Origin of the sequence: Maridesulfovibrio ferrireducens (assembly GCF_900101105.1) — a bacterium.
In the GTDB taxonomy this organism is placed as follows: domain Bacteria; phylum Desulfobacterota; class Desulfovibrionia; order Desulfovibrionales; family Desulfovibrionaceae; genus Maridesulfovibrio; species Maridesulfovibrio ferrireducens.
The window spans coordinates 367979-390356 of record NZ_FNGA01000001.1 but is presented as its reverse complement, the minus strand read 5'-3'; the positions used below and the strand labels follow the sequence as shown (position 1 = coordinate 390356).

At 44.4% G+C, this 22378-nt stretch carries 26 protein-coding genes; 19 read left to right on the top strand and 7 right to left on the bottom strand.

Annotation, left to right across the window (positions count from 1 at the left end):
* Positions 1–160: 160 nt before the first annotated feature.
* The 5 genes from BLT41_RS01660 to BLT41_RS01640 all read right to left on the bottom strand — a co-directional run bounded on the left by BLT41_RS01660 (position 161) and on the right by BLT41_RS01640 (position 4234).
* Complete coding sequence (locus BLT41_RS01660; RefSeq protein WP_092157624.1) at positions 161–649, bottom strand: acyl-CoA thioesterase; 489 nt, start codon at positions 647–649, stop codon at positions 161–163.
* Between the two features lie 54 nt (positions 650–703).
* Positions 704–940, bottom strand: coding sequence for a hypothetical protein (locus tag BLT41_RS01655; RefSeq protein ID WP_092157622.1), 237 nt, complete (start codon positions 938–940; stop codon positions 704–706).
* Between the two features lie 428 nt (positions 941–1368).
* Positions 1369–2532 (bottom strand): hypothetical protein, encoded by a 1164-nt coding sequence (locus tag BLT41_RS01650; RefSeq protein WP_092157620.1) that lies wholly within the window; start codon positions 2530–2532, stop codon positions 1369–1371.
* A gap of 66 nt (positions 2533–2598) precedes the next feature.
* Positions 2599–3672, bottom strand: coding sequence for a (Fe-S)-binding protein (locus tag BLT41_RS01645; protein WP_244512169.1), 1074 nt, complete (start codon positions 3670–3672; stop codon positions 2599–2601).
* On the bottom strand, positions 3665–4234 hold the full coding sequence (locus BLT41_RS01640; protein ID WP_092157616.1) for an OB-fold protein: 570 nt from the start codon (positions 4232–4234) through the stop codon (positions 3665–3667). The genes BLT41_RS01645 and BLT41_RS01640 overlap by 8 nt, the downstream gene beginning before the upstream one ends.
* A gap of 286 nt (positions 4235–4520) precedes the next feature.
* Between BLT41_RS01640 and ffh the strand changes: the two genes are divergently transcribed.
* The 13 genes from ffh (at position 4521) to smpB (ending at position 14373) form a co-directional block, all read left to right on the top strand.
* Positions 4521–6023 (top strand): signal recognition particle protein, encoded by a 1503-nt coding sequence (gene ffh, locus BLT41_RS01635; RefSeq protein ID WP_092157614.1) that lies wholly within the window; start codon positions 4521–4523, stop codon positions 6021–6023.
* Between the two features lie 69 nt (positions 6024–6092).
* On the top strand, positions 6093–6329 hold the full coding sequence (gene rpsP, locus BLT41_RS01630; protein ID WP_092157612.1) for a 30S ribosomal protein S16: 237 nt from the start codon (positions 6093–6095) through the stop codon (positions 6327–6329).
* A 75-nt stretch (positions 6330–6404) separates the two neighbouring features.
* Positions 6405–6638, top strand: a complete 234-nt coding sequence (locus BLT41_RS01625; RefSeq protein WP_085102901.1) for a KH domain-containing protein — start codon at positions 6405–6407, stop codon at positions 6636–6638.
* 35 nt (positions 6639–6673) lie between these two features.
* On the top strand, positions 6674–7207 hold the full coding sequence (rimM, locus tag BLT41_RS01620) for a ribosome maturation factor RimM (RefSeq protein WP_092157610.1): 534 nt from the start codon (positions 6674–6676) through the stop codon (positions 7205–7207).
* A 43-nt stretch (positions 7208–7250) separates the two neighbouring features.
* Entirely contained in the window at positions 7251–8561 is a 1311-nt protein-coding gene (gene trmD / locus BLT41_RS01615; protein ID WP_092157608.1) for a tRNA (guanosine(37)-N1)-methyltransferase TrmD, read from the top strand.
* 48 nt (positions 8562–8609) lie between these two features.
* The gene (gene rplS / locus BLT41_RS01610) at positions 8610–8957 is read left to right on the top strand and encodes a 50S ribosomal protein L19 (protein WP_092157606.1); all 348 of its coding nucleotides are present in this window, start codon (positions 8610–8612) and stop codon (positions 8955–8957) included.
* Positions 8958–9104: 147 nt separating this feature from the next.
* Positions 9105–9773: a ribonuclease HII gene (locus BLT41_RS01605; protein WP_092157603.1), complete on the top strand. Its 669-nt coding sequence runs from the start codon at positions 9105–9107 to the stop codon at positions 9771–9773.
* Positions 9755–10177, top strand: coding sequence for a YraN family protein (locus BLT41_RS01600; protein WP_092157601.1), 423 nt, complete (start codon positions 9755–9757; stop codon positions 10175–10177). The genes BLT41_RS01605 and BLT41_RS01600 overlap by 19 nt, the downstream gene beginning before the upstream one ends.
* Complete coding sequence (gene rsmI / locus BLT41_RS01595) at positions 10119–10961, top strand: 16S rRNA (cytidine(1402)-2'-O)-methyltransferase (protein WP_092157599.1); 843 nt, start codon at positions 10119–10121, stop codon at positions 10959–10961. The genes BLT41_RS01600 and rsmI overlap by 59 nt, the downstream gene beginning before the upstream one ends.
* A 29-nt stretch (positions 10962–10990) precedes the next feature.
* Complete coding sequence (locus tag BLT41_RS01590) at positions 10991–11746, top strand: PTS system mannose/fructose/sorbose family transporter subunit IID (RefSeq protein ID WP_092157597.1); 756 nt, start codon at positions 10991–10993, stop codon at positions 11744–11746.
* Positions 11747–11795: 49 nt separating this feature from the next.
* Entirely contained in the window at positions 11796–12113 is a 318-nt protein-coding gene (locus tag BLT41_RS01585) for an HPr family phosphocarrier protein (RefSeq protein ID WP_092157595.1), read from the top strand.
* Positions 12113–13897 carry a phosphoenolpyruvate--protein phosphotransferase gene (ptsP, locus tag BLT41_RS01580; RefSeq protein ID WP_092157593.1) on the top strand — a complete coding sequence of 595 codons (1785 nt, stop codon included), beginning with the start codon at positions 12113–12115 and terminating at the stop codon, positions 13895–13897. The genes BLT41_RS01585 and ptsP overlap by 1 nt, the downstream gene beginning before the upstream one ends.
* 8 nt (positions 13898–13905) lie before the next feature.
* Positions 13906–14373, top strand: a complete 468-nt coding sequence (gene smpB / locus BLT41_RS01575; RefSeq protein ID WP_092157592.1) for an SsrA-binding protein SmpB — start codon at positions 13906–13908, stop codon at positions 14371–14373.
* A 100-nt stretch (positions 14374–14473) separates the two neighbouring features.
* Here the strand turns inward: smpB and BLT41_RS17380 are convergent, their stop codons facing one another.
* A complete protein-coding gene (locus BLT41_RS17380) occupies positions 14474–14632 on the bottom strand; it encodes a hypothetical protein (RefSeq protein ID WP_170830286.1) in 159 nt (52 codons plus the stop codon).
* A 181-nt stretch (positions 14633–14813) separates the two neighbouring features.
* On the opposite strand from BLT41_RS17380, the gene BLT41_RS01570 reads away from it, so the two are divergent.
* The 6 genes from BLT41_RS01570 to BLT41_RS01545 all read left to right on the top strand — a co-directional run bounded on the left by BLT41_RS01570 (position 14814) and on the right by BLT41_RS01545 (position 21773).
* Positions 14814–15692 (top strand): LysR family transcriptional regulator, encoded by an 879-nt coding sequence (locus BLT41_RS01570; protein WP_092157590.1) that lies wholly within the window; start codon positions 14814–14816, stop codon positions 15690–15692.
* A 20-nt stretch (positions 15693–15712) separates the two neighbouring features.
* On the top strand, positions 15713–17101 hold the full coding sequence (locus tag BLT41_RS01565; protein WP_092157588.1) for an FAD-binding oxidoreductase: 1389 nt from the start codon (positions 15713–15715) through the stop codon (positions 17099–17101).
* The gene (locus tag BLT41_RS01560) at positions 17101–18237 is read left to right on the top strand and encodes a (Fe-S)-binding protein (protein WP_092157586.1); all 1137 of its coding nucleotides are present in this window, start codon (positions 17101–17103) and stop codon (positions 18235–18237) included. The genes BLT41_RS01565 and BLT41_RS01560 overlap by 1 nt, the downstream gene beginning before the upstream one ends.
* Before the next feature lie 78 nt (positions 18238–18315).
* Positions 18316–20829 (top strand): preprotein translocase subunit SecA, encoded by a 2514-nt coding sequence (gene secA, locus BLT41_RS01555; RefSeq protein ID WP_092157584.1) that lies wholly within the window; start codon positions 18316–18318, stop codon positions 20827–20829.
* A gap of 92 nt (positions 20830–20921) precedes the next feature.
* Complete coding sequence (locus BLT41_RS01550) at positions 20922–21521, top strand: MarC family protein (protein WP_092157582.1); 600 nt, start codon at positions 20922–20924, stop codon at positions 21519–21521.
* Between the two features lie 30 nt (positions 21522–21551).
* On the top strand, positions 21552–21773 hold the full coding sequence (locus BLT41_RS01545) for a hypothetical protein (protein ID WP_092157580.1): 222 nt from the start codon (positions 21552–21554) through the stop codon (positions 21771–21773).
* A 107-nt stretch (positions 21774–21880) separates the two neighbouring features.
* Here BLT41_RS01545 and BLT41_RS01540 read toward each other — a convergent pair whose 3' ends face one another.
* Positions 21881–22372, bottom strand: coding sequence for a YfcE family phosphodiesterase (locus tag BLT41_RS01540; protein WP_092157578.1), 492 nt, complete (start codon positions 22370–22372; stop codon positions 21881–21883).
* Positions 22373–22378: the final 6 nt, after the last annotated feature.

The following is a 22378-nucleotide window of genomic DNA, read 5'->3' as shown; positions in this document are numbered from 1 at the left end:
CGACCGGACACCATAGGAGCTGGATGCCGAAATTTTTGCCGGGAGGGTGGAGCTCCCGGCATGAAACCAGTCTCGGAGTAGCTTGCCTCATGAAATTAGGGGCAACATGCAGAACGATGACTTTGGACGAGTTCTACATTTGTTCGAGCTGTTAAATATATTAATCAGTTGAAGGGGCCCGTTCACGCACCAGCTCTTGCTTACGCACGGCTCGCCGCTCAACTGCTTCTTTGTTTCTTCTGTGATCCACACCTGTCTCAAGGACTAACTGAGGTACAAGGGAAGGTTTTCCGTCTTCGCCTATGGCAACAAATGTCAGATATGCTGAATTTGTATGCCGCAGTTCTCCTGTAAGAAGATTTTCAGCTTCGACCCGCACTCCGATTTCCATTGAAGTTCTGCCTACCATATTCACGTTCGCATGAAGGTTGATAAGCTCGCCGACATATGCGGGTCTAAGAAAGTTCATCCTGTCAATAGAGGCTGTGACCACAGGTTTACGGGCATGACGCATGGCGCAGGTGGCAGCAATGAGATCCAGCTGTTTCAGAAGAACCCCACCATGAAGGTTGCCAGCTGGATTCGTATCCTGCGGGAGCACCCTGTAGGTTGTGTATGCTCTGCTTTCACTGACTTTTTTTTCTTTCATTGAGCTGTTCCTGATCCTGAGTCTCTTTTGAAGTGATATTTTTATATTACAAAATTACCGGATCTTACCATATTCTACCCGCGCTTCCCATATCATTTTAGCAATTCGTTTACCTAAATCGAGCTGTCTTGTGCTCAGCAGAGCTTCGGCTGCGTCCCGGTTTCCCCCGGATTTGAGCAACGTAGCAGACTCCAAGTCTCTGAGATAATTCTCACATTCCCGGATTAGCTTGGAGAGGTTCATCGCCTCCAGCTCTATAGGTATCCTTACGGATTTTACTTTTTTACTCATGTTTTTGCTTCGTTGATAAGACTTTTGCCAGATTGGGTAGAATTGTCAATACATTTGTCATACAAATTGAAAATAAATAAATATTGTTTCGTAGTGCTAAATAAAGTTTTTATTAATGATTTTTTGATAAATAAAAGTAGTTCAAAAGTAATACAAAACAGCGTCAATAAATCTATTAAATAGTAAGTATAAAGAGTTACAATTTGTAATTTGATTGCTAGTGTCTAGTATTAGTAAGGTAGCTGGTGAGTTTTGTAAGTGGGGTAAAGTTAGTTATTTTAGATATCTGAAAAGAACTAAGTCTTTTTTAAGTAGGCGTGAGTATTCAAGACATATCTTTGTTTTAAAAGCCAAGATCCAAAGATATCTGCTCGTGAATGCGAGAAGATTTTACCGAGAGAAGTAAGAATGGATAGAGGATGAGGAGTTTATTCGAACTTGAAAGAGCGCACTGCTGGTTGGGTTGCGCATATAAAAGCCATGATCAAAACGATGCCAGTGGCTGGACTGTAGAAGAGGGGGGAAAAGAATCCTGTGATAATGACAGCAGTAACAAGAGAGGCCATGGTGTCCGAAGAATATTTTATGGAAAGTGTGGTTGCAATTGCCGACGCTCCGGCTATTCCTGCAATCCCCCATGCGGTCAGAATGTGAAGCCATATAGGAGTTACATGGAATATGTATGTTCCTGAACCGGTCCATGCAAAATTTTGTTTATGCCATAGTTCCCATATAGAAGCCGGAATGTTCAGCGGTAAAGGCGCTGCGAGAGGATGGCCTATCAGAAGCCGGGATGGAGTTTTTTCAAATAGGTCTAAAATAGAAAACCAGAGCCAATAGGCTGGAAGGTCGTTTGGATTGAAAAAGGTCATTTCATGTGAAGCAAGTGCTAGAAAATTAAAAAGCACAAGAGCCAGCACGAGAATGGTTTTCTTGATAGCTCCTTTTGGGCCGAAAAATAAAAGAACCAGAACCGCCGCAAAGCCGGCATCCCTGCTCAGAGTGCACATAATTCCTGTAAATATCAGGAGTCTTGTGATCTTAAGTTTTGAAGGTTCATGCAGTGTTGAGCATAATCCGGCCAGCAGAATAGGTCCGGTCAGTTCAGCGTTTCCAAAAAGATTAGGAGGGGCTGTAAGTCCTGTCACTAAAAAGAGATATAGAAAGTTGCAGATGACAAGAACAGCAAGCCATGATGCCCAGAAGTAGAAGTGTTCCGGCTTGGGTATAGAAAAATTAGTTATCCAGAGTACAATCACAAGCCCGTATAACAAAGGGCGTATTTCCATGAGAAAGGGCAGTGAGGGCGCCAGCGGAAACAGCAGTGGCGTAAAGAGTTTAGAAAAGGCCCAAAAAAGAAGGACACAGGGAATACCTGCTTTAAGCCAGAGCGGAAAAATAGGGGCTTGTTTGTTTCTGTAAGGTTCGACCAGAAGTCCAAGTACCGCAAGCCCCGCGACAAGTATTTCTGCAAGGTTTTGGGGCGCAGCGGAACCGTTCATACCGTAGGCTGCCAGTAAAATAGGCAGACCTAAGCTGAAAAGGGCGATGGGGAATTCAGAGGCTGAAACGGCTTTGTTATTGGAATTCATTTGTAAAAGGCTGTTACCTTGATCTTTTTAGTATGAGAAGCCCTAAAAAAAATAAAAAATAAATGGTTAAGCAAATCGTGCTGAAATTCTGAGTTTTAATCTGTTGAAATAATTGAATGGAAATCGTGGAAGGATGGGGGTTTCATTTCTTTTTACAAAGAGCAAATCAAGTATATGTGCTACAGGTTCGGTGCCGGAAAGATGATTTGTGCATCCTGCGCAATAGGTGACCATAGGAGCTCCAGTTTGCGCGGCTTCAGCTTTTCGTTTGTCATTCCAAGTCTGTGCGAAAGATTCGTTGTGAAATCCTACGCCTCCCCCTTCTCCGCAGCAGATTGTTTTATCTCTGCTGTGATCCATTTCGATCAGGCTTACCCCGTTTTGAGTTAAGAGCTTTCTGACGCTTTCCTGTAAATCTGATTCAAAGCGGGTGACGCATGGATCATGTACCGTTGCTTTTTGAAGCCAGGGTTTATTGAGGGGAATGTTTGAATCAAGTAATTCTTCGTAAATAGATACAATCTTAAATGAAGGGGAAAATTCTTTGAAAGTTATGTGGCAGTTAGGACATGCGGTCAGGATTTTAGTGATTCCTTGAGATTCAATAAATTTAGACAACTCTGAAATAGCCTCGGCATGAGAATCGGAAAGTCCCAGCATTTTTGAAGGCTTAGAGCAGCAGTTAAGAATTAATCCCAAAGAAGGATCACGTTGTTTTAAGGCTGAGTAGGCCGCGCGGGTTGCCTCGGGAAACAGAGCAGGCAATGTGCATCCCGGAAAGAAAGCGGTTTTGCATCCATCGGGTAGAAGGTTGTCTTTGAACGGGAATTTGCCCCCTATTCGTTCGTAGCTTAGAAGGGGCGAGTAGGAGTCAAGGCCGAATAAAGAGTTTTTCTGAGCATGATTACGGAGCATTTCAAACATTTTGGAAGGTTGAGCATTTGCCGGGCAGACGGAATCACACAGCGAACATGCAGAACAGTTGTATGCGTTTATCGCCGCTTCGTCATAATTTTGTGCGGACGCAAGACATGCTTCGGCTATCTTGTCAGGTGATCCATATTTCTGCAAAAAAAGACATTCGGAAACACATTTTCCGCCGCCGATACATTTTTCAGCTGTAATTTTTATATTAGACAACCTGACAGCCCCAGATTTTAACACGTTTGTTGACATATTCGGTGCATTTTCCTTTGAGGTGAACTTTTACTCCGGGTTTCATGTTGCTGACAATTGCGGTCTGATCTTCTGTAAAATGGCAGATTACTTCAGCGGTATAATTGGATATTCCTTTTAGACCGATGTGTAAATCTCCAAAGTTTTTAGCGGAAACATCAACGACTTCGCCGGTAATTTCAATGACTTCATTTAAATACTTACCACTTGCAACCGTATTGTTTTCGACAAAGTCGATATAGAGCTTATATGAACCTACACGAAGTTTTGGCTGGCTAGTAATGACTTCATTTGCTATCCGTGCATGCCATGAGCTGAGGGTTTCCTTTTGATGAGGGAGCGTTGGTTGATGAGCAGTGGGGCCAAGCTTCTGTGTTTTTTGAAGATCGACTCTGTTTACGAGTTGGCCTGTCGAGTCAAAGATGTCCGCTGTCGGCTTCCCGTCATCCGAGATATAAATTTTTGATCTGACACGGCCCATCGGGTCTACCAGATGGAATTCTTCTGCTTTAACTATGTTGCTCATTCGTGTTTCTCCCTGTATCGCTCGTTAGCGTGTCGGATGACATGTTAATTAATTTACTAAGCCCTTGCGGAAAAAGGCAAGAAATAATGTAAATTTTTGTATTTTGGGCTGCTGATAACAGTTTTTTGTTTTTAAAAAAGTTGATATTGGTCTTCGAGCTTGACTTGGAGAAGCAAAAACCTTAACACTCAACCCCTTTCTTTACGCAATCTTTATTGGTCACTGAAGAGGTGGATTTTTAGTGATTCTTGTGCGTAAAAATGCTCAAGCCGGCGGAGTAAGATAATTGTTCGATAGCCTATCAGATAGACTTTCCGAAGCCTTCAAAAATTTCAAAGGGCAGGGCCGACTGGATGAAAAAAACATCCAGGCCGGAATGCGTGAGGTTAGGCTCGCTCTTTTAGAAGCGGACGTTAACTTCAAAGTCGTTAAAGAATTTGTAGAGAAGGTAAAGGAACGGGCCCTAGGACAGGAAGTCCAGAAAAGCCTCTCTGCCGGACAGCAGGTCATAAAGATCGTCAATGACGAACTGACCGAGTTGCTTGGTGGAGAACAGGAAGGACTGATTCTTAAAGGTAAACCTGCCAAAATTATGATGGTCGGGTTGCAGGGGGCGGGTAAAACTACTTCCGCGGCAAAGATAGCCTTGTATCTTAGACGCAAGAAGTATAAGCCCTATCTCGTTCCCGCAGACGTTTACCGTCCTGCTGCTATTGAACAGCTTACTGTGCTGGCTAAGCAGCTGGATCTTCCCGTTTATCCTTCAACGACTGACATGAATCCGGTGGATATCTGCCGCGATGCTATTGTCAAAGCGGAAGAGGCAGGATGTGACGTAATGCTTCTCGATACAGCCGGACGGCTGCATATCGATGAAGTGCTCATGGATGAACTTGCTGCCATCAAGGAAGCATGTTCGCCTGACGAAATACTTTTCGTAGCAGACGCAATGACAGGACAGGACGCTGTCAATGTTGCTGCAACGTTTGATGAAAAGCTTGATGTTACCGGTGTGGTACTGACTAAAATGGATGGAGACGCCCGAGGCGGTGCTGCTCTTTCTATCAAGTCTGTTACCGGCAAGTGCGTCAAGTTTGTCGGCGTGGGTGAGAAGCTTTCCGAGCTTGAACACTTCTATCCAGACAGGGCTGCCTCTAGAATTCTCGGAATGGGGGACGTCCTTTCCCTGATCGAGAAAGCTCAGTCCGTTATGGAAGAAGGGGAAGCTGAAAAGCTTACTGAAAAGTTTCGCAAGGCAAAATTTGACCTTGAGGATTTTCGCACCCAGATGCGTAGAATGAAGAAGATCGGTTCTATGGGCAGCATTATGAAGCTCATTCCGGGACTTGGCGGATTGACCAAACAGCTTGGCGATCTTGATATGCCGGACAAGGAACTGAACAGGATAGAAGCAATCATCTCCTCCATGACTCCGGAGGAACGCAAAACTCCCAAGCTTATCAACCCCAGCCGCAGGCAGAGAATTGCTAAAGGTTCGGGTGTTGAGGTTTTGGAAGTTAATCAGATGCTCAAGAATTTTGATCAGATGAGCAAGATGATGAAAAAAATGATGGGCGGAAAAGGCGGAAAAGGCGGAATGCCTCAGATGCCGAATATGCCCGGAATGCCCGGATTAGGCGGTGGCGGTATGCCGGGATTACCCGGTATGGAAGGGATGGAAGGCATGGAAGGAGCTGGTCAGCCTTCAAAAGAGAAAAGCAAGAAAACCCTGCTCGCCCGTAAAAAGAAAAAGCTCAAGAAGCAAAGTCGCAAGAAGAACAAAAAATAATCTTTTTTGGCCTTACTTGCATTTTATTAATGAATCTCTTAAATTAAGTTTATATGGGGGAAGTACACAATGGCTTTAAAACTAAGATTGACACGTATGGGGTCCAAAAAACGCCCTTTTTATCGTATTGTAGCTATTAACAGCAGCACAAGACGCGATGGTCGTCCTTTAGAATTCATAGGTTACTATAATCCTATGGTTGAACCTGTTGAACTTAAGATCAACATGGAAAAAGTTCAGGCTTGGATGGATAAAGGCGCAAAACCAAGCGATACTGTTAAAGCACTTATTAAGAAAAATTCTTAAAGTTAGTTCTCACAACGGTTCGATTTTTTCTTCACTCAAGGTTTACTCTCGACATCTGAAGCGGAGGTTGTTGGCATGTTGAAGGATTTAGTAGAATTCATTGCGAAATCTCTTGTTGATAATCCCGATGATGTAGTCGTCACCGAGATTGAAGGGGAGCAGACATCTGTAATCGAACTCAAAGTCGCGAAAGAAGACTTGGGTAAAGTTATCGGCAAGCAGGGCCGCACCGCAAGAGCGATGAGAACTTTGCTTGGTGCTGCATCAACCAAGGTGAGAAAACGTTCTGTTCTAGAAATTCTAGAGTAGACGGCTTCAACCCGGACCATAACCAGTAGGCTGCTATGGACTTGCTACTAGTTGCCGAAGTGGTCAAATCACACGGTCTTAGGGGGGAAGTTTGCATCGATTCCCATGCGGACTCCCCTTTTTCCTTCGATGAGGTGTCTACCCTTTATTTACAAAGTAAAGGACAGAAACCCCGTCGATTTGTTGTGCAATCCTTTCGGAGGCACAAAGGCCGCGCTTTAGTAATCTTTAAAGGCATCAATGACCGGGATAAGGCTGATACCTTACGCGGCATGGATGTCTTGGTGCAGAAGGAAGATCTCCCTGAACTCAGGGATGATGAAGTCTACATGTACCAGTTGAAGAATGCTGCCGTCGAACTTAAAGACGGAACAGCGGTTGGGACCATTTCGGATTTTCTTTTTGCGCCGGGTCAAGAGACTTGGGTGATCTCGTCTTCAGACGGAAAAGAAATTCTTTTTCCTGCTGTTGCTGAGTTTGTATTGTCTGTGGATGTAGATGCGGGAAAGGTTGTGATCGATCCGCCTGAAGGGCTGCTTGATCTGTATCTGAACGCGCCTGTTAAATAATGGGACGACCCTATGTCTTTTAAAAAAGCCGGTTAATTAGTCTGTGAATTTCAATTTGATTACGCTTTTTCCGGAATTTTTCGATTCCCCGCTTTCGCATGGTCTTATGAGTAAGGCTGTCGAAAAAGGAATCGTTTCATTCAATACTGTCAATCCCCGCGATTATGCTGTTGATAAGCATAAGAGCGTGGATGATCGTCCTTACGGGGGCGGGCCGGGTATGGTAATGTTTCTTGATCCGATAGCTCGCAGTCTGGATTCTGTGGGTATCAAGCCTGTCGTTCAGGGAGGCTGTGGTAAGGGTAAAAGGTTGCTGATGCTGTCGCCGAAAGGACGTCCGCTTACTCAGAAACTTGCTACTGAACTTGCTGGGGAAGAGGAACTGACTCTTGTCTGTGGACGGTATGAAGGAATTGATGCTCGTTTTGAAGAGATATTTCCTGTTGAGACTGTCTCTGTCGGAGATTTTGTTCTTAACGGAGGCGAAGCCGGAGCACTGTGTCTTATTGAAGCTGTTGCCCGATTGCTGCCGGATTTCATGGGCCATTCTGAATCAAGTACCGAGGAAAGTTTTTCTTCGGGACTTTTGGAGTATCCGCACTACACTCGTCCTGCTGAATATGAAGGACTGAAAGTGCCGGAGATTCTCTCTTCTGGGAATCATGCTTTGATTGAAGAATGGAGGAAAAAAAGGTCTCTTGATGAGACTTTGGATTCCCGCCCGGAATTGCTTTCCGAAGCTGACGGCTTAAAAAAGGAAGATGTTCATTATTTACGGTCAATACCCCGTAAACGTTTAGGAAAACATCTTTCAATGGCTTTAGTACACTATCCAGTGCTAAATAAATTTGGTGAAAAAGCAGCTGTTTCTTTGACAAACCTCGATATTCACGATATGTCCCGCGTTTCCCGCTCTTACTCATTGGCAGGGATGTATGCGGTGACTCCTATCGAGGACCAGAAGAAGTTGGCTGACAGAATAATTTCTCATTGGACCTCGGGACCGGGTAGCAAAACTAACCCGGACAGAGCCGCCGCTCTGGCAAAGGTCAGTGTGATGGACTCCCTGATCGATGTGGTGGAGCATATTGAGTCGGGAACGGGTAAAAAACCGATACTGGTGACAACCAGTGCTCGGGGCGCGGGTAATGTGACTCCCCGTCAGGTCCGTGAAATGCTTTATGACAATCCTGTGTTACTGGTCTTCGGAACAGGGCATGGGTTGGCTCCCGAAATTCTTGAAATGGCAACGGGCTGTCTTAGACCTCTTCGTTTCATGGATGGATACAATCACTTATCAGTAAGAAGTGCGGTAGCGATAACGGTTGACAGGCTTTTGGGAGACGCTTGGTAGATTTCGTTTTTTGATACCGCAAATTGAATTTATATAAGGAGTAGCAACATGAATGTAATTACAAAGATCGAACGCGAACACATGCGTCTTGATATGCCTGCATTTAAAGCAGGGGACACCGTAAAAGTACATCTTCGTATTATCGAAGGTGAAAAAGAACGTATTCAGGTTTTCCAGGGTGCTGTTCTTCGTTTCCGTAACGGTACAACCGATTCAACTTTCACAGTACGTAAGATCTCCGACGGTATCGGCGTAGAACGCGTATTTGCAGTACACTCTCCATACATCGAACGTATTGAAGTTGTTACTGAGGGTAAAGTTCGTCGTAGCCGCATTTACTATCTTCGTGACCTTAAAGGTAAAGCAGCACGTATCAAATCAAAGAACGCTTGGTAGCACCCGAAGATTTAAATCTTCGCGGTTCACTCATCCGGGCAATCTGTCCGGCCGAGTACGCAACTACGAGTTGAAAACCGTCTCTCCCGGATCGCAAGGTTCAGGAGCAGACGGTTTTTTTGTTGGATTTACGACGGAGCAATCAGGATGTCGCAAGGATTATTGCACGGAATATTGCCGGGACTGGCAGATGAAGCCGGACTTATCGCAGGAATTGATGAGGCGGGCAGAGGATGTCTGGCTGGTCCTGTTGTGGCGGGGGCTGTAATTCTTCCCGCTGATTATGATCTGCCGGGGCTTACTGACTCTAAAAAACTCAGTGAAGCCGCGCGTGATGTGCTTGCTGATCAAATTCGCAAACAGGCGGTCTGCTGGTCTTTGGGAGTTTGCCGGGCGCAGGTGGTCGATCAGATAAATATTCTTCAGGCGACATTCAGGGCTATGGCCCGCTCGGTGATTCATCTTAAAGTTCGTCCTTCAATTTTGCTTATTGATGGAAATAAGACTATTCCGGTAAGTCACTTTAATGGAGTGGCAGGTTATCAACAGGAATGGATAATCAAAGGTGATGAAAAAATCCCCGAAATTTCAGCCGCATCAATTCTTGCTAAAACTTTTAGAGATTCCCTGATGGTTAAGCTGGAAAAGAGATATCCGGGATACGGCTTTGCTATTCATAAAGGGTATGGAACCAAATTTCATATGGATGCAGTTCGGGAAAATGGTCCCTGTCTGATTCATCGGCTTACTTTTAAAGGCGTGCTTCCTGAAAAGAAGAAATCAGGGCAGGAGAGTTTATGTCTCCCCGGCATTTAGATTTCGGCGAGGCCGGAGAAAAATTTGCTGCTCGCTACCTTGAGTGCAGAGGTTTTTCTCTCCGTCATCGGAACTGGCGTTGGCATCAATGGGAACTGGATATCGTTTGCGATGGTCCGGCTGATTCTGACGGTGTACGTGATCTTGTTTTTGTAGAAGTGAAGACCAGAGCCGGAAATTCCGTGCAAAAAGGGCTGCAGGCGGTAACTCCTGCAAAATGCCGTAAATTAGTAAAAGCTGCTTCACATTATTTGTCGGCAATGGACCTATGGCATAGACCGTGCCGTTTTGATCTCGTTATTGTAAATGATGCCGGAAACGGCATGAACGCGGAGCACATAAAAAATGCCTTCGAAATCTCCGACTTTATGGGTAGTGGCAACACCGCTTGGCAACCTTGGTGATATTTCAGATCGTGCAAGAAAGATTCTGGCTTCGGCAGATGTTATTCTGGCCGAGGATACTCGCAGGACCGGAAAACTGCTGACTAATCTTGATATCAAGGGAAAAGGTTTTATCAGTCTTCACGATCATAACGAAGAAAAACGCATAGCAAAGGTTCTTGAATTTTTTGACGAAGGCGGCAATGCTGCTCTCGTTTCAGATGCCGGAACACCTCTTATGAGTGATCCCGGTTATCGTCTTGTCAAAGCTTGCCGTGAACATGGCGTAAAGATTGTTCCTGTACCCGGACCTTGTGCCCCTGTTACGGCTTTGAGTGCTTGCGGACTTCCTCCGTACCCGTTTGTTTTTCTGGGCTTTATGCCTCGCAAGGACGGGCAGATGACTAAGCTTTTTGAAGTTCACGGTGCAACGGGTGCAACGATAGTCTTTTTTGAACGGAAATCGAGACTGCGTGAAACTCTTGCAGTGGCATACAGAGTACTTGGAGACAGAGACTTTGTGATATGCCGTGAGCTGACTAAAGATTATGAAGAATTTATTTCAGGAAGCTTGTCCGGTCATGAAGATGTTTCAGCTGAACTTAAGGGCGAGATAACGGTCGTCGTGGGGCCTCCGGTTATAAGCGGTCCGGCCAGCGAAGAGGAAATTTTTCGTCTCATAGATCAAGAAATGTTGTCAGGTGAAAAACCGAAAGTTATAGCTCGAAGAGTGGCAGATCGAGTTCAGGGGTGGACAGCCAAAGCTGTCTATGAAAAAGTGACTGAAAGAAAAACAAATAGTTAGGTCGTTCGAGTTGTACGGTGAAAGTGGACGTGAGTGAAAAAGTAAAAGATAAAAAGTCTCTAGGCCGGGCTTGTGCCAGGTGCTTTTTGCGCAGTTATTTTGTCGGCGCGGGGTTCAATACCCGCGGATTGCAGAATATCGGTTTTTCTTACGCCATGCAACCGGGTCTTGAAGCTATATATTCGGATTCATTGGAGTTGTCTAAAGCTCGTAAGCGTTATGTTAAGCACTATAACTCTCATCCGTTCTGGGCTCCGCTGTTGATTGCGATTTTTCTGGCTGTGGAAATTCAGATTAAAGACGGCAAGTTTCCGGTTTTGCTTTTGAATAAAGTTAAAAATACGACCAGTTATACACTTTCTGCCATCGGTGATTCTGTCTTTGCCGGAAGTGCCCTGATTTTTTGGGCGTTAGCCACGATATCTCTTTTGCTTGCTGGCAATACTGTTCCGGCTATGCTACTCGGGTTGATATCATTTGTGGGTTTACAGGTCTTTAAAATATATATTTTCTGGGGCGGATTATATAAGGGCCTCGGTTTTTTGGATCAACTGAAAAGGTGGGATCTGATCAATTGGGGAGAGCGTCTAAAATATGTTAATGCGTTCGTTCTTTTAATAATTTGGACCCAATTATGGCCTTCGGGTATGGGAATTTTCCAGTGGTATGGCGGAGCCGCAATATTAGGCTCCCTAGGGTGGTTGATCGCAACCGGAAAGATTTCCAGAGAAGTTATTGCAGTTCTTTTTGTAGTAGCAAGTTTGTTTCTAATAAACTTAATTTAAGTTAAGACTTTTGCGTTTGCAGAATTATGATATAAAGGAATGGTCGAAAATGATTGAGAATAGCGCGCTGCGGGAAGGTTCCCCTGATTCGGAGAACGCTGTAGCCCGGACTGTTATTGTAGTTAACCAATTGGGACTGCATGCTCGTCCGGCGGCGCGGCTTGCACAGGAAGCTCAGAATTTTCAGGCTGAGATTGCAATTATTTGTGATTCTCAGGAAGTGGATGCTAAGAGCATTCTTGACATTCTGACTCTTGCAGCTGCACAGGGAAGCACTCTTGAATTGAGGGCCGACGGTATTGATGCCGGCGCAGCTCTTGATTGTCTGGAAGAAATGTTTAAGTCAAAATTTGGAGAGGAAAAGTAGTGGCCAGGGAAGTCGTTTCAGGCATTTCCGTTTCAACGGGTATTGCTATCGGTAAAGCCTATTTTTTGAATCGCAGCATCTCCTCGAGGTTGCCGCGACAAACTGTGCCTGTGCACATGGTTGCCGATGAAAAAGAGCGACTGACGTATGCCTTTACTGAAGCAGTTAAAGAGCTTGCGGCTGTCCGTGAAAAAGTTCCTGCTGAACTCAAAGAGCATCAGCTCATTATTGATTCTCATTTGATGATGCTCAAAGACCCTAAGTTTTCCAAAAGAGCCATAAAATATATTGATGATCTTTGTATTAATGCTGAATGGGCACTTGATAAGGCTGTAAATGATCTTGATAAAACTTTCGGTGCGCTGGAAGATAAATATATCCGTGAACGCATGCAGGACGTGCGTCAGGTAGCTCAGAGGGTTCAGACTAAGCTTATAGGCGGAGAAGCGAGCGTAAGCCCTATTCAGGGGCGTGCAGTGCTTATGGCTCACGACTTGTCACCTGCTGATACCATCGAGTTGGAAATCAATAAGCTTATGGCTTTTGTTACAACTCTCGGCGGTAAAACTTCTCATACCGGAATTTTAGCCCGCACTCTTAATATCCCGGCTTTGGTAGGTGCTGAGAAACTCGAAAGCTGCGTCGTTGATGGTGATCTTGTAATTGTGGATGGCCTTTCGGGTAAAATTTTAGTTGATCCCGATGAAGACGAACTCGAGCATTATTACAACTTACAGAATCAATTCGAAAGTTATCAGGCCACTATTATAAGAAGTTGTCATCTTCCGGCTGAAACGGAAGACGGTTACAGAGTTCAGGTTTTAGCTAATATTGAACTTTTTGAAGAAGTTTCAGCTGTTATCGATAATGGCGGAGAAGGGATCGGGCTGTTCAGAACAGAGTATGCCTATTTGAACCGAAGCAGTCTGCCTGATGAAGAAGAGCTTTGCGAAAAATACACTGAGCTTGCTGCTATTATGTCACCCCGTAAGGTTGTTCTGAGAACTCTTGACCTTGGTGCTGATAAATTTATGTCTTATTTCGGTCCGCTTGATGAAGCTAATCCGGCCATGGGACTTAGAGCGGTCAGGTTTTGTCTGAAGCATGAAGAACTTTTTCATACTCAGCTGAGGGCTATTTTGCGGGCAAGTGTGCATGGCAATGTGTCGCTCATGTTCCCAATGATTTCCGGTTTGAAAGAAGTCCATCAGGCAAAAGCCGCCTTAGCCCGCGCCCAGATAGAACTTACGGCAGAAGGCATTCCGTACGATCATGACATGCAGGTAGGTGTTATGATTGAACTTCCTGCTGCGGTGATGATTGCAGAAATTTTGGCGCAGGAAGTCGACTTTTTCAGTATCGGAACAAATGATCTGATTCAGTATAGTTTGGGTATCGATCGTACTAATCCGCATGTTTCTTATCTTTATCAGCCTTTGCATCCGGCGATAGTCCGCTCCATTAAGTATGTTGTTGACGCGGGACATAGAGCAGGGATAGGCGTAAGTCTGTGCGGAGAAGTCGCATCTGATCCGTATTGTGTGCCTATTTTGATGGGTATGCAGATTGACAGTCTCAGTCTTACTCCGCAGGCAATTCCGGGAATTAAGCGAATTTTACGTCAACTTGGAATGCCTGAATGTAAACAGCTGTTGAAAGAGGTTCTGCAGTGTCGCACGGTTGCTCATATTAACCGTCTTGTTACTGAAAATATTTATAAAAAATATCCGGAAGAGCTAATCTTTTTTGCTTCGCTTCTGGATAATGAAGATATCGCAGGTTAAAATTTATTATGGCTAAAGCTAAAAAGAAAAGCCCTTCTTCCATCGCACGGAATAAGATTGCTCGTCGAAATTATGATTTTATAGAGACTTTGGAAGCAGGTCTTGTACTTGTGGGAACAGAGGTTAAATCTCTGCGCCAAGGGCAGATCAGTTTTAATGACGGGTATATAAATTTTAAAGACGGCGAAGCGTGGCTGGTGGGCATTCACATTGCCCCTTATGATCACGCAGGGCATTTGCAACATGACCCGGACCGTTCTCGTAAGCTGTTGCTGCATGATCATGAAATTATAAAACTACAGGCAAAGTCCGAGCAGAAAGGGCTGACTGTAATTCCTGTGAGCCTTTATTTTTCTAACGGCAAAATTAAATTACAGATAGCTCTTGCCAAAGGTAAGAATGTTCATAGTCGTAAAGAAGAACTGAAAAGGCGTGATATAGCAAAAGACACGGCCCGCCAGCTAGCCAAATATTGATCTAGCGGACGAGCCGTAAAAACTTTTACCACCCCTTGCCGGTAGGTGGATAAAGTAGGGTATGGGATAGTAATCTTTCGTCCGTCAAGGAGCGAAATTTTTACTGAAGTCTCGAAACTAAAACGGTGAGGGCCATTGTAGCTCCGATCCAGAAAAATAGTTTAATCGTGCCGGTTACGGGATCGAGTCTTTTATAGCCTGAAATGCTGTCTTCGGGAGTTAATATTTCCATTACGAAGGTGCTGACGCTGTTTCCCATGACGATTCTCCTCTGTCGTGATGTTGATTTTAAAAAAAATCACGAACTTGATGAATTGTTAATGCCTGTTTTATTTCGTTCTATCCAACGGGAATAATAGAACCCCCCCTTTAAGTTTATCGATAGACCTTGAAACCAATTTCGGACAAATTTAAAGAAGATTACATAAGCTGCCTGAATTATGGAACTATACCAAATAAAAACCTTTGTGGTTGTCGCTTGTGAAGGCAATTTAACCCGCGCCGCTAAACGGCTTCATGCCAGTCAGTCGACAATCAGTCTGCATATTAAATCTCTTGAAGAAGAACTTGATGTATGTCTTTTTTTGCGTACTCCCAAGGGAATGGTTCCCACTCCGGAAGGTGAGGTTCTTTTGAAAAGGGCGCAGGATGTTCTTGATTCCGTAGAAAAAATGCGGGCCGAAGCTAATTCTCTTCGCGGCGATGTGTCCGGAGAAGCCCGTGTGGGATTGCAGACTTCACCTGTTTATTTAAGAACTCCCCAGCTTATTAAGTGTATTAAAGAATATTATCCCGGCCTTAACCTACAATTTATTCAGAATCATACATGGACTATCCGGCGTGAAGTAGTGGGTAGAGCTATTGAGGGCGGCTTTTTTTATTCGGTATATCCGCCTGATGAAATGGAAGGAATTATTTTAGAAAATACCGTGCTTAGGGTTGTAGGGCCTGTTTCATGGCGGGATAAAATGGAAAACGCCAAATGGGAAGATCTTGCAAAACTGCCGTGGATTTGGACTCCTGCCGAGTGTTCATTTAGTCAGAAATTGAACGAAAAATTTCATTCTCTCGGGCTTGAGGCCAGTAAATCTATGATAGCTGACAGCGAGGACGCACATAATGCTTTGGTGCGTTTTGAAAACGGGGTAACTGTCATGCGTGATGATGAAGCTCGCGAAGGGGAAGAAGGCGGGTCTTTTTATATATGGCCCGGCGGGTATCTCGAAGTGGGATTGTATTTTGGATTTCATAAGCAGCGCATGGCTGACCCGATTGTAAAAGCTTTGATTGACTGTGTTGAAAAAGTCTGGAAGTCCTGAGCTTTTTCGGTGGAGATTTAATGAAATTTTATCCAGAAAAATTATCCAAAGCACAACGTAAGTTTTTAAAAGAGCTTTTCCCTGAAGGTGAAAGCGGCTTTTCGGACGGAGAGCTTCTCTCTTGCGGAGTTGATGCCAGTCGTAAGCATGCTAAGCCGCTTGCACTTGTTAAGCCTCACTCTGTTAAGCAGGTCTCTGAGCTTCTGGCTTGGGCGCAGAAAGAGCGCATGCCTATTTATCCACGAGCAAGAGCCACAAATAAAGTCGGCGGCTGTGTTCCGGTTAAGAACGGTGTTGTTGTTTCCATGCTGGGGATGAATTCTATTTTAGATATTGATCCGCAGGATTTTGTCGCAGTGGTTCAGCCCGGAGTCATTACTGCGGATTTGCAGAAATCCGTAGAAAAACAAGGATTATTTTATCCTCCCGACCCCGCAAGTCTTAAAATTTCAACTATCGGCGGGAATATTTCTACATGCGCCGGTGGAATGCGGGCAGTTAAGTACGGTGTTACCCGTGATTACGTGCTCGGCCTTGAGGTTGTTATTCCAGGAGGCGAGGTAATTCACACTGGCGGGCGTACGCATAAGAATGTCGTAGGGCTTGATCTTACAAGGCTGATGGTAGGTTCCGCTGGATCGTTGGGGTTGATTACTCAGGCGACACTTAAATTACTTCCTCTTCCAGAAACATCCGCATCTGTTCTTATCGGTTTCGAGAATTTACCCGGCTGTCTGAAAGGCGCTGAGGCTGTTTTCGGGTGCGGTATTTTGCCTACGGCTATGGAACTTATGGATCGCAATACGTTGAAAGCTCTTAAACTTCATTCTGATGTACCTTGGCCTGAAGAGACGGGAGGGGTGCTGCTTCTTAAAATTGATGGCTCTAGTGAATCCGTTGAAGCTGATCTCAGACAGATTGAAAAAGCTCTTTCAAATGAGCCTACTACTTTCCTTGAAAAGGGGAGCGGAGAGGATCAGGAACGTTTGTGGGAATTGCGCAGAGTTATAAGTCCTGCTGCTTTCAATCTTGCTCCTGATAAACAGGGCGAAGATGTTGCTGTGCCTCGCGGAAAAGTTGCACAGGCTATTGAAAGTTATCATGAAATCGGTAAGAAACTGGGTCTTGTTGTTATGTGTTTCGGTCATCTCGGTGACGGGAATATTCATGTCAGTGTGATGTATGACAAATCTGCTCCCGGTCAGTCTGATAATGCGTTAAAGGCAAAAAAAGCCATATTCAGCAGCACTCTGGCGCTTGGCGGAACACTATCTGGAGAACATGGTATTGGTTTGACGAAAGCAGACTATCTCGGAATGCAGATTGGTGATACAGAATTAAATCTAATGCACCGAATTAAAGACGTTTTTGATCCGTTGAAGATAATGAATCCCGGGAAGGCTGTATAATGGCTGTCTCCAAAAGCTGTGTTCAGTGCGGTAAATGTCTTGAAGTCTGTCCCCTTTTTAAGGTTACAGGGCGGGAAGAACTGACTCCGCGTGCAAAATTTTTCTTGGAAGGGTTGAATCCTTCCGAAGGTTTAAATGAAAAAGATTTCAAGTCTCTAGCCTCCATGTGTCTTTCTTGTGGAAGGTGTGAAAAGATTTGTCCACAAAATATGTCCGGTCCTGATTTGGTGTCGTCATTGAGAGCAGAGTCTAAAGGATTTACTCAAACTTGCTGGGATTTATGGCTTTCGAAACCCGGGTTTATTTGGCCTATGGTGGCAGCTTTATCAAAATTTTCTCCTGCCAATCTGCCGGAGCCTGTCGGTTCTGCTAAAAAAAGAATGGAAGCTCTTTTTGCAAAAAGCCCTGAGCCTTGGGCCAGACTTGTTCCTGATATCAAATTTGAAGAGCAGAAAGTCGTACTCTTTGAAGGTTGTGTCGGCAGGTATGCGCGCAGAGATTGGACTCGTAAGGCAGAACGTTTTATGGACGGGCTAGGTTTGGTCAGGGCTGATAAACCTGATTTTGTCTGTTGCGGGTCGTCTTATGGTGGTGCCGGGCTGCTTGACCGGCAACGCAAGGCTAGAAAGGCCAACATCACAGCATGGAAGGACTCAAATTTTCCGCTTGTCATCATTTTCTGTACTACCTGCCTGAAAGGGCTTAAGGAGTATTCTTTGGCCGATTTTGACGGAGATAGAGAGCTTCATAATAAATGGGTTTCATGTCTCATTCCATTGTCATCTTTGTTGATTGATGCGGATGTGACACTTTTAGAAAACAGTCCACAGCAGGTAATTTATCATAAACCCTGCCATGCACCTCAGCCGGATTCAGATCAGGCATTAGTTGAAGCTGTCGCGGGTGAAAAGTTGATGCCTGTCAACAGCGATCTTTGCTGTGGCTTCGGTGGAATTCTACAGCTCGGCGCACCTGAACTTTCGAAGCAGGTGGGAGATTATTGCATAGATGCGCTTACAAAATCAGTATCACCCGGGGCACATATTTTGACGGGCTGCTCAGCCTGCGTTATTCAGCTTGCAACTCTAGCAAAAGCTGATTTTTTTACGGGTCATTGGCTTGATATTTTGGAATAAAGACTTATTTGGGAACAGTTGCTCGTTTTCATTGAAGAAAAATACGCGGGAATCGCCGCCGAGAAAAAAGGATATTAAATGTTTAACGCCATAGTTTCGACGATATTCGGTTCCAGTAATGAAAGGTTTATTAAAAAGCTTAAACCGCAGATTGAAGCAATTGCTTCATTTGAACCGGAAATGGAAAAGCTGACTGATGAGCAGTTTCCGCAGAAAGTTGCTCAGTGGAAAGAAGAAGTCGCAGCGGGAAAAGATCTTGATGATATCCTGCCTGAAGTTTTTGCCTTAGTCCGTGAAGCCGGAAAACGTTCTCTCGGTATGCGCCACTACGATGTACAGATGGTCGGTGGGCTGGTTTTGCACGGCGGAAGAATTGCGGAAATGAAAACTGGTGAAGGTAAAACCCTCGTGGCTACTTTGCCTGCTGTTCTTAACGCTATTTCCGGTAAAGGTGTTCACCTTATCACCGTCAATGACTACCTTGCCACTCGTGATGCGGGCTGGATGGGTAAACTTTATAATTTTCTAGGTCTCACAATCGGTGTTGTTGTTCATGGTCAAACTGATCAGGAACGGCAGGACGCTTACGCTTGTGATATAACCTACGGTACGAATAATGAGTTCGGTTTTGATTATCTTCGTGACAACATGAAGTTTTACAAAGAACAGCTTGTTCAGCGTGAACTTAATTTTGCCATTGTCGATGAAGTTGACTCCATCCTAGTCGATGAAGCACGTACTCCGCTTATTATTTCCGGTTCCTCTGATGAAGCAACCGGTATGTATGCTCAGGTTGATACCATCATCCCTCTTCTTAAGCGGGACGTCGATTTTGAAGTGGATGAAAAAGGTCACTCCATAACGATGACAGAGGAAGGTGTTACCAAGTGCGAGGAAATCCTTAAAATTGATAATCTTTACGATTCTCAGCACATTTCTTTTCAGCATCACATAATGCAGGGAATCAAAGCGCATCATCTGTTTTCACTCGATGTTGATTATATCGTAAAAGATGATCAGGTTGTCATTGTTGATGAATTTACGGGCCGCTTAATGCCCGGCAGACGTTTTTCAGACGGACTGCATCAGGCCTTGGAAGCAAAGGAAGGCGTAAAAGTTGAGTCTGAAAATCAGACACTTGCTTCGATCACTTTCCAGAATTATTTCCGCATGTATAACAAGCTTTCAGGTATGACCGGTACTGCGGATACTGAAGCTGTTGAATTTGGGCAGATTTATAATCTTGACGTCATTGTAATTCCTACTAATACGGATATGGTCCGTAAGGATTATCCTGACTCCATCTATAAGACGCAGATGGAAAAATATACGGCTATCGCGAACGAAATTGCTGATCTTTATAAGAAAGGCCAGCCAGTTCTGGTTGGTACTGTTTCTATTGAAAAATCAGAGTTGATTGGAACTCTGCTTAAAAAACGGGGAATTCCGCATGACGTGCTGAATGCAAAGCAGCATGAAAAGGAAGCCGAGATTGTAGCAGAAGCCGGCTTTAAGGGGCATGTCACTATCGCTACGAATATGGCTGGTCGTGGTACTGATATTGTACTCGGAGAAGGCGTTACGGAAGCTGGCGGATTGCATATTATCGGAACAGAGCGGCATGAATCCCGTCGTATCGATAATCAGCTTCGAGGCCGTTCCGGTCGACAGGGTGATCCGGGAAGCTCCCGTTTTTATCTTGCTCTTGATGATGACCTGATGAGACTTTTCGGTTCTGAGCGTATTGCCGGCATTATGGATAAGCTGGGAATGCAGGAAGGGGAGCCTATTGAGAATAAAATGGTTTCCAAAGCTATTGAAAATTCTCAGAAGCGTGTTGAAGGTCATAACTTTGAAATACGTAAACAGTTGCTTGATTATGACAATGTTATGAATCAGCAGCGTGAAGTTATATACTCACTTCGTCGTGAAGTTATGAATTCTGAAGACATGGATGACATGATTTTCGAGTTCGTTGAAGAACTTTTGGATGAAAGCTATTTTCCGGTTGCTGAAGCTAAAGGTAAACCTTTGGACGAAGAGACTATAGAAATGGTTAGAATGGGGCTTGATGAAGTTTTCGGATTCAACCGTAAGGTTGAGTTTAAAGAAGGTGTGCCGGAACGTGAGCAGGCTGAGGAGTGGATTAAGGACATTCTGGGCGAACTCAAAAGCAACGCTGAAGATCATTACAATGAAATTCAGCGCTATTTCATGCTTGAATCTCTTGACCGTAACTGGAAAGATCATCTTCTGAATATGGATCATTTGCGCGAAGGTATAGGTCTTCGCGGATACGGACAGAAAGATCCGAAGCATGAGTATAAACGTGAAGGTTTCGATCTCTTCCGGGATATGCTTGAGCGTATAAAAGAGAATACTGTGAAAGCTCTTTGCCATCTTCGAATTGAAGCCGAAGTTCGTGATGAAGAGTTTCAGCATAAAGATCAGAAGGGGCTTGAGTATTCTGATAAAGAAGAAGGCGAACCAAAGAAAAAACAGCCGGTGCGACGATCCGAACCCAAGGTCGGTAGAAATGAAAATTGCCCTTGTGGAAGCGGAAAGAAATATAAGAAGTGTTGCGGTAAATAGTTACTTTTAGATTAGTAGACTAAAACCCCTGACGGCTTCTGCTGTCAGGGGTTTTTTTTTAACATTAAAATTATGTTCAGGTGGTAATAACGATGCTCGCAGTCTTTTTTCAAACATATTTAAAATTGTTTTTTATCCTAACCCCGTTTTTTGCCATATCTGCATTTTTATCTCTGACGCAGGATCTGAGTCCTGCGGATCGAAAAAAAACTGCTGTAAAGGTTACACTGGCGGTCATAATAAGCTCTCTGGTGGTTTATCTCTATGGACGTTATATTTTTGAACTGTTCGGCATCACTCTTGATGCTTTCCGAATTGGAGCAGGCGCGATCCTCTTTTTGTCTGCCATGAACATGGTCGGCGGTGGCGGGAAAAAATTTGAAGCTGGCAATGATGATGATGATATTGCAGTTGTTCCTTTAGCTATTCCTATCGTAGTCGGTCCGGGGACCATCGGAGCACTTCTCGTAATGGGGTCAACTGTTCAAGGTCTGAAAGATCAGGCTTTAGCTTGCGCAGCTCTTCTAAGCGCGGTATTAACAGTCGGTGTTCTTTTGTTTGTATCTTCGGGTCTTAAGCGTTTACTTGGTAAGCGCGGACTGAATATTTTGAGCAGACTGACCGGACTGTTAGTCGCCTCGATTGCAGCTCAGATATTTTTCACTGGACTGCGAAATTTTATGCTGAATTAAGTTACCGCTTATTCAAAGGAGGAATTTTAGATGGACAGCAGCAAGACTCTTACAGAGAGATTTTTGGTGGCTCTTTTTAGACGGGGACAAGCTCCTTATCTTCCTATTTCGTACCTTAAGGAGCAGGGAGATAAAGTGCTCAGCAAAGGTGAAACTGATAAGCTTCTCACTATGCTGACAGAAATGGTTAAGCAGGGTTCTCTTGAATTGAAAGACGGAGAATATAAACTTATCAATGATCCTTTTGCGTAGCATCCGAAGCCTAGATTCAGTATATATTTTGTTGTAATTGTTTTAGAAGTTTTTGGAAAAGTTGTGAGCCGTTGAAGTTTTCTTCAGCGGCTTTTTCTTTGATGAAATTAGTCGACAGGGATAAAGGAACAGGAAAGGTTCATATTTTTTGCAACTTCTAGAATAGCAACACTCGGCGGCTTGCTATCTCGAGGTGAGGTAAGGCTCCCGGGGTTCAGCATTTGAATGCCGTTAACAACCGACCAGTCTTGAATGTGAGTATGCCCGTAGCAGAGAAGGTCAAAATCAGGACTGAAGGAATTAGCTACATTCCTCGATACTTGAGAGCGGCTTCCCCATCCGTGAGCAATTCCGATCCTGAGTCCTTGGAAAGAAAGTGATTCTAGTGGGCGCAGTTGGTCCGAGAGCTTCCAGTCGTCACAGTTACCCAGCGCGGCATAGAAATTGGGATGCTGGCAGAAGAATTGCCAGACTGAAAAAGAGACTAAATCACCGCAATGAATGAGCAGATCTGCATCTGCCAGATGTTCATTAAAAATCTCCGTGAGTCTGGAATCAGGCTCACGGAGATGTGTATCAGAGATAACAGCTATTTTCACGTCTGT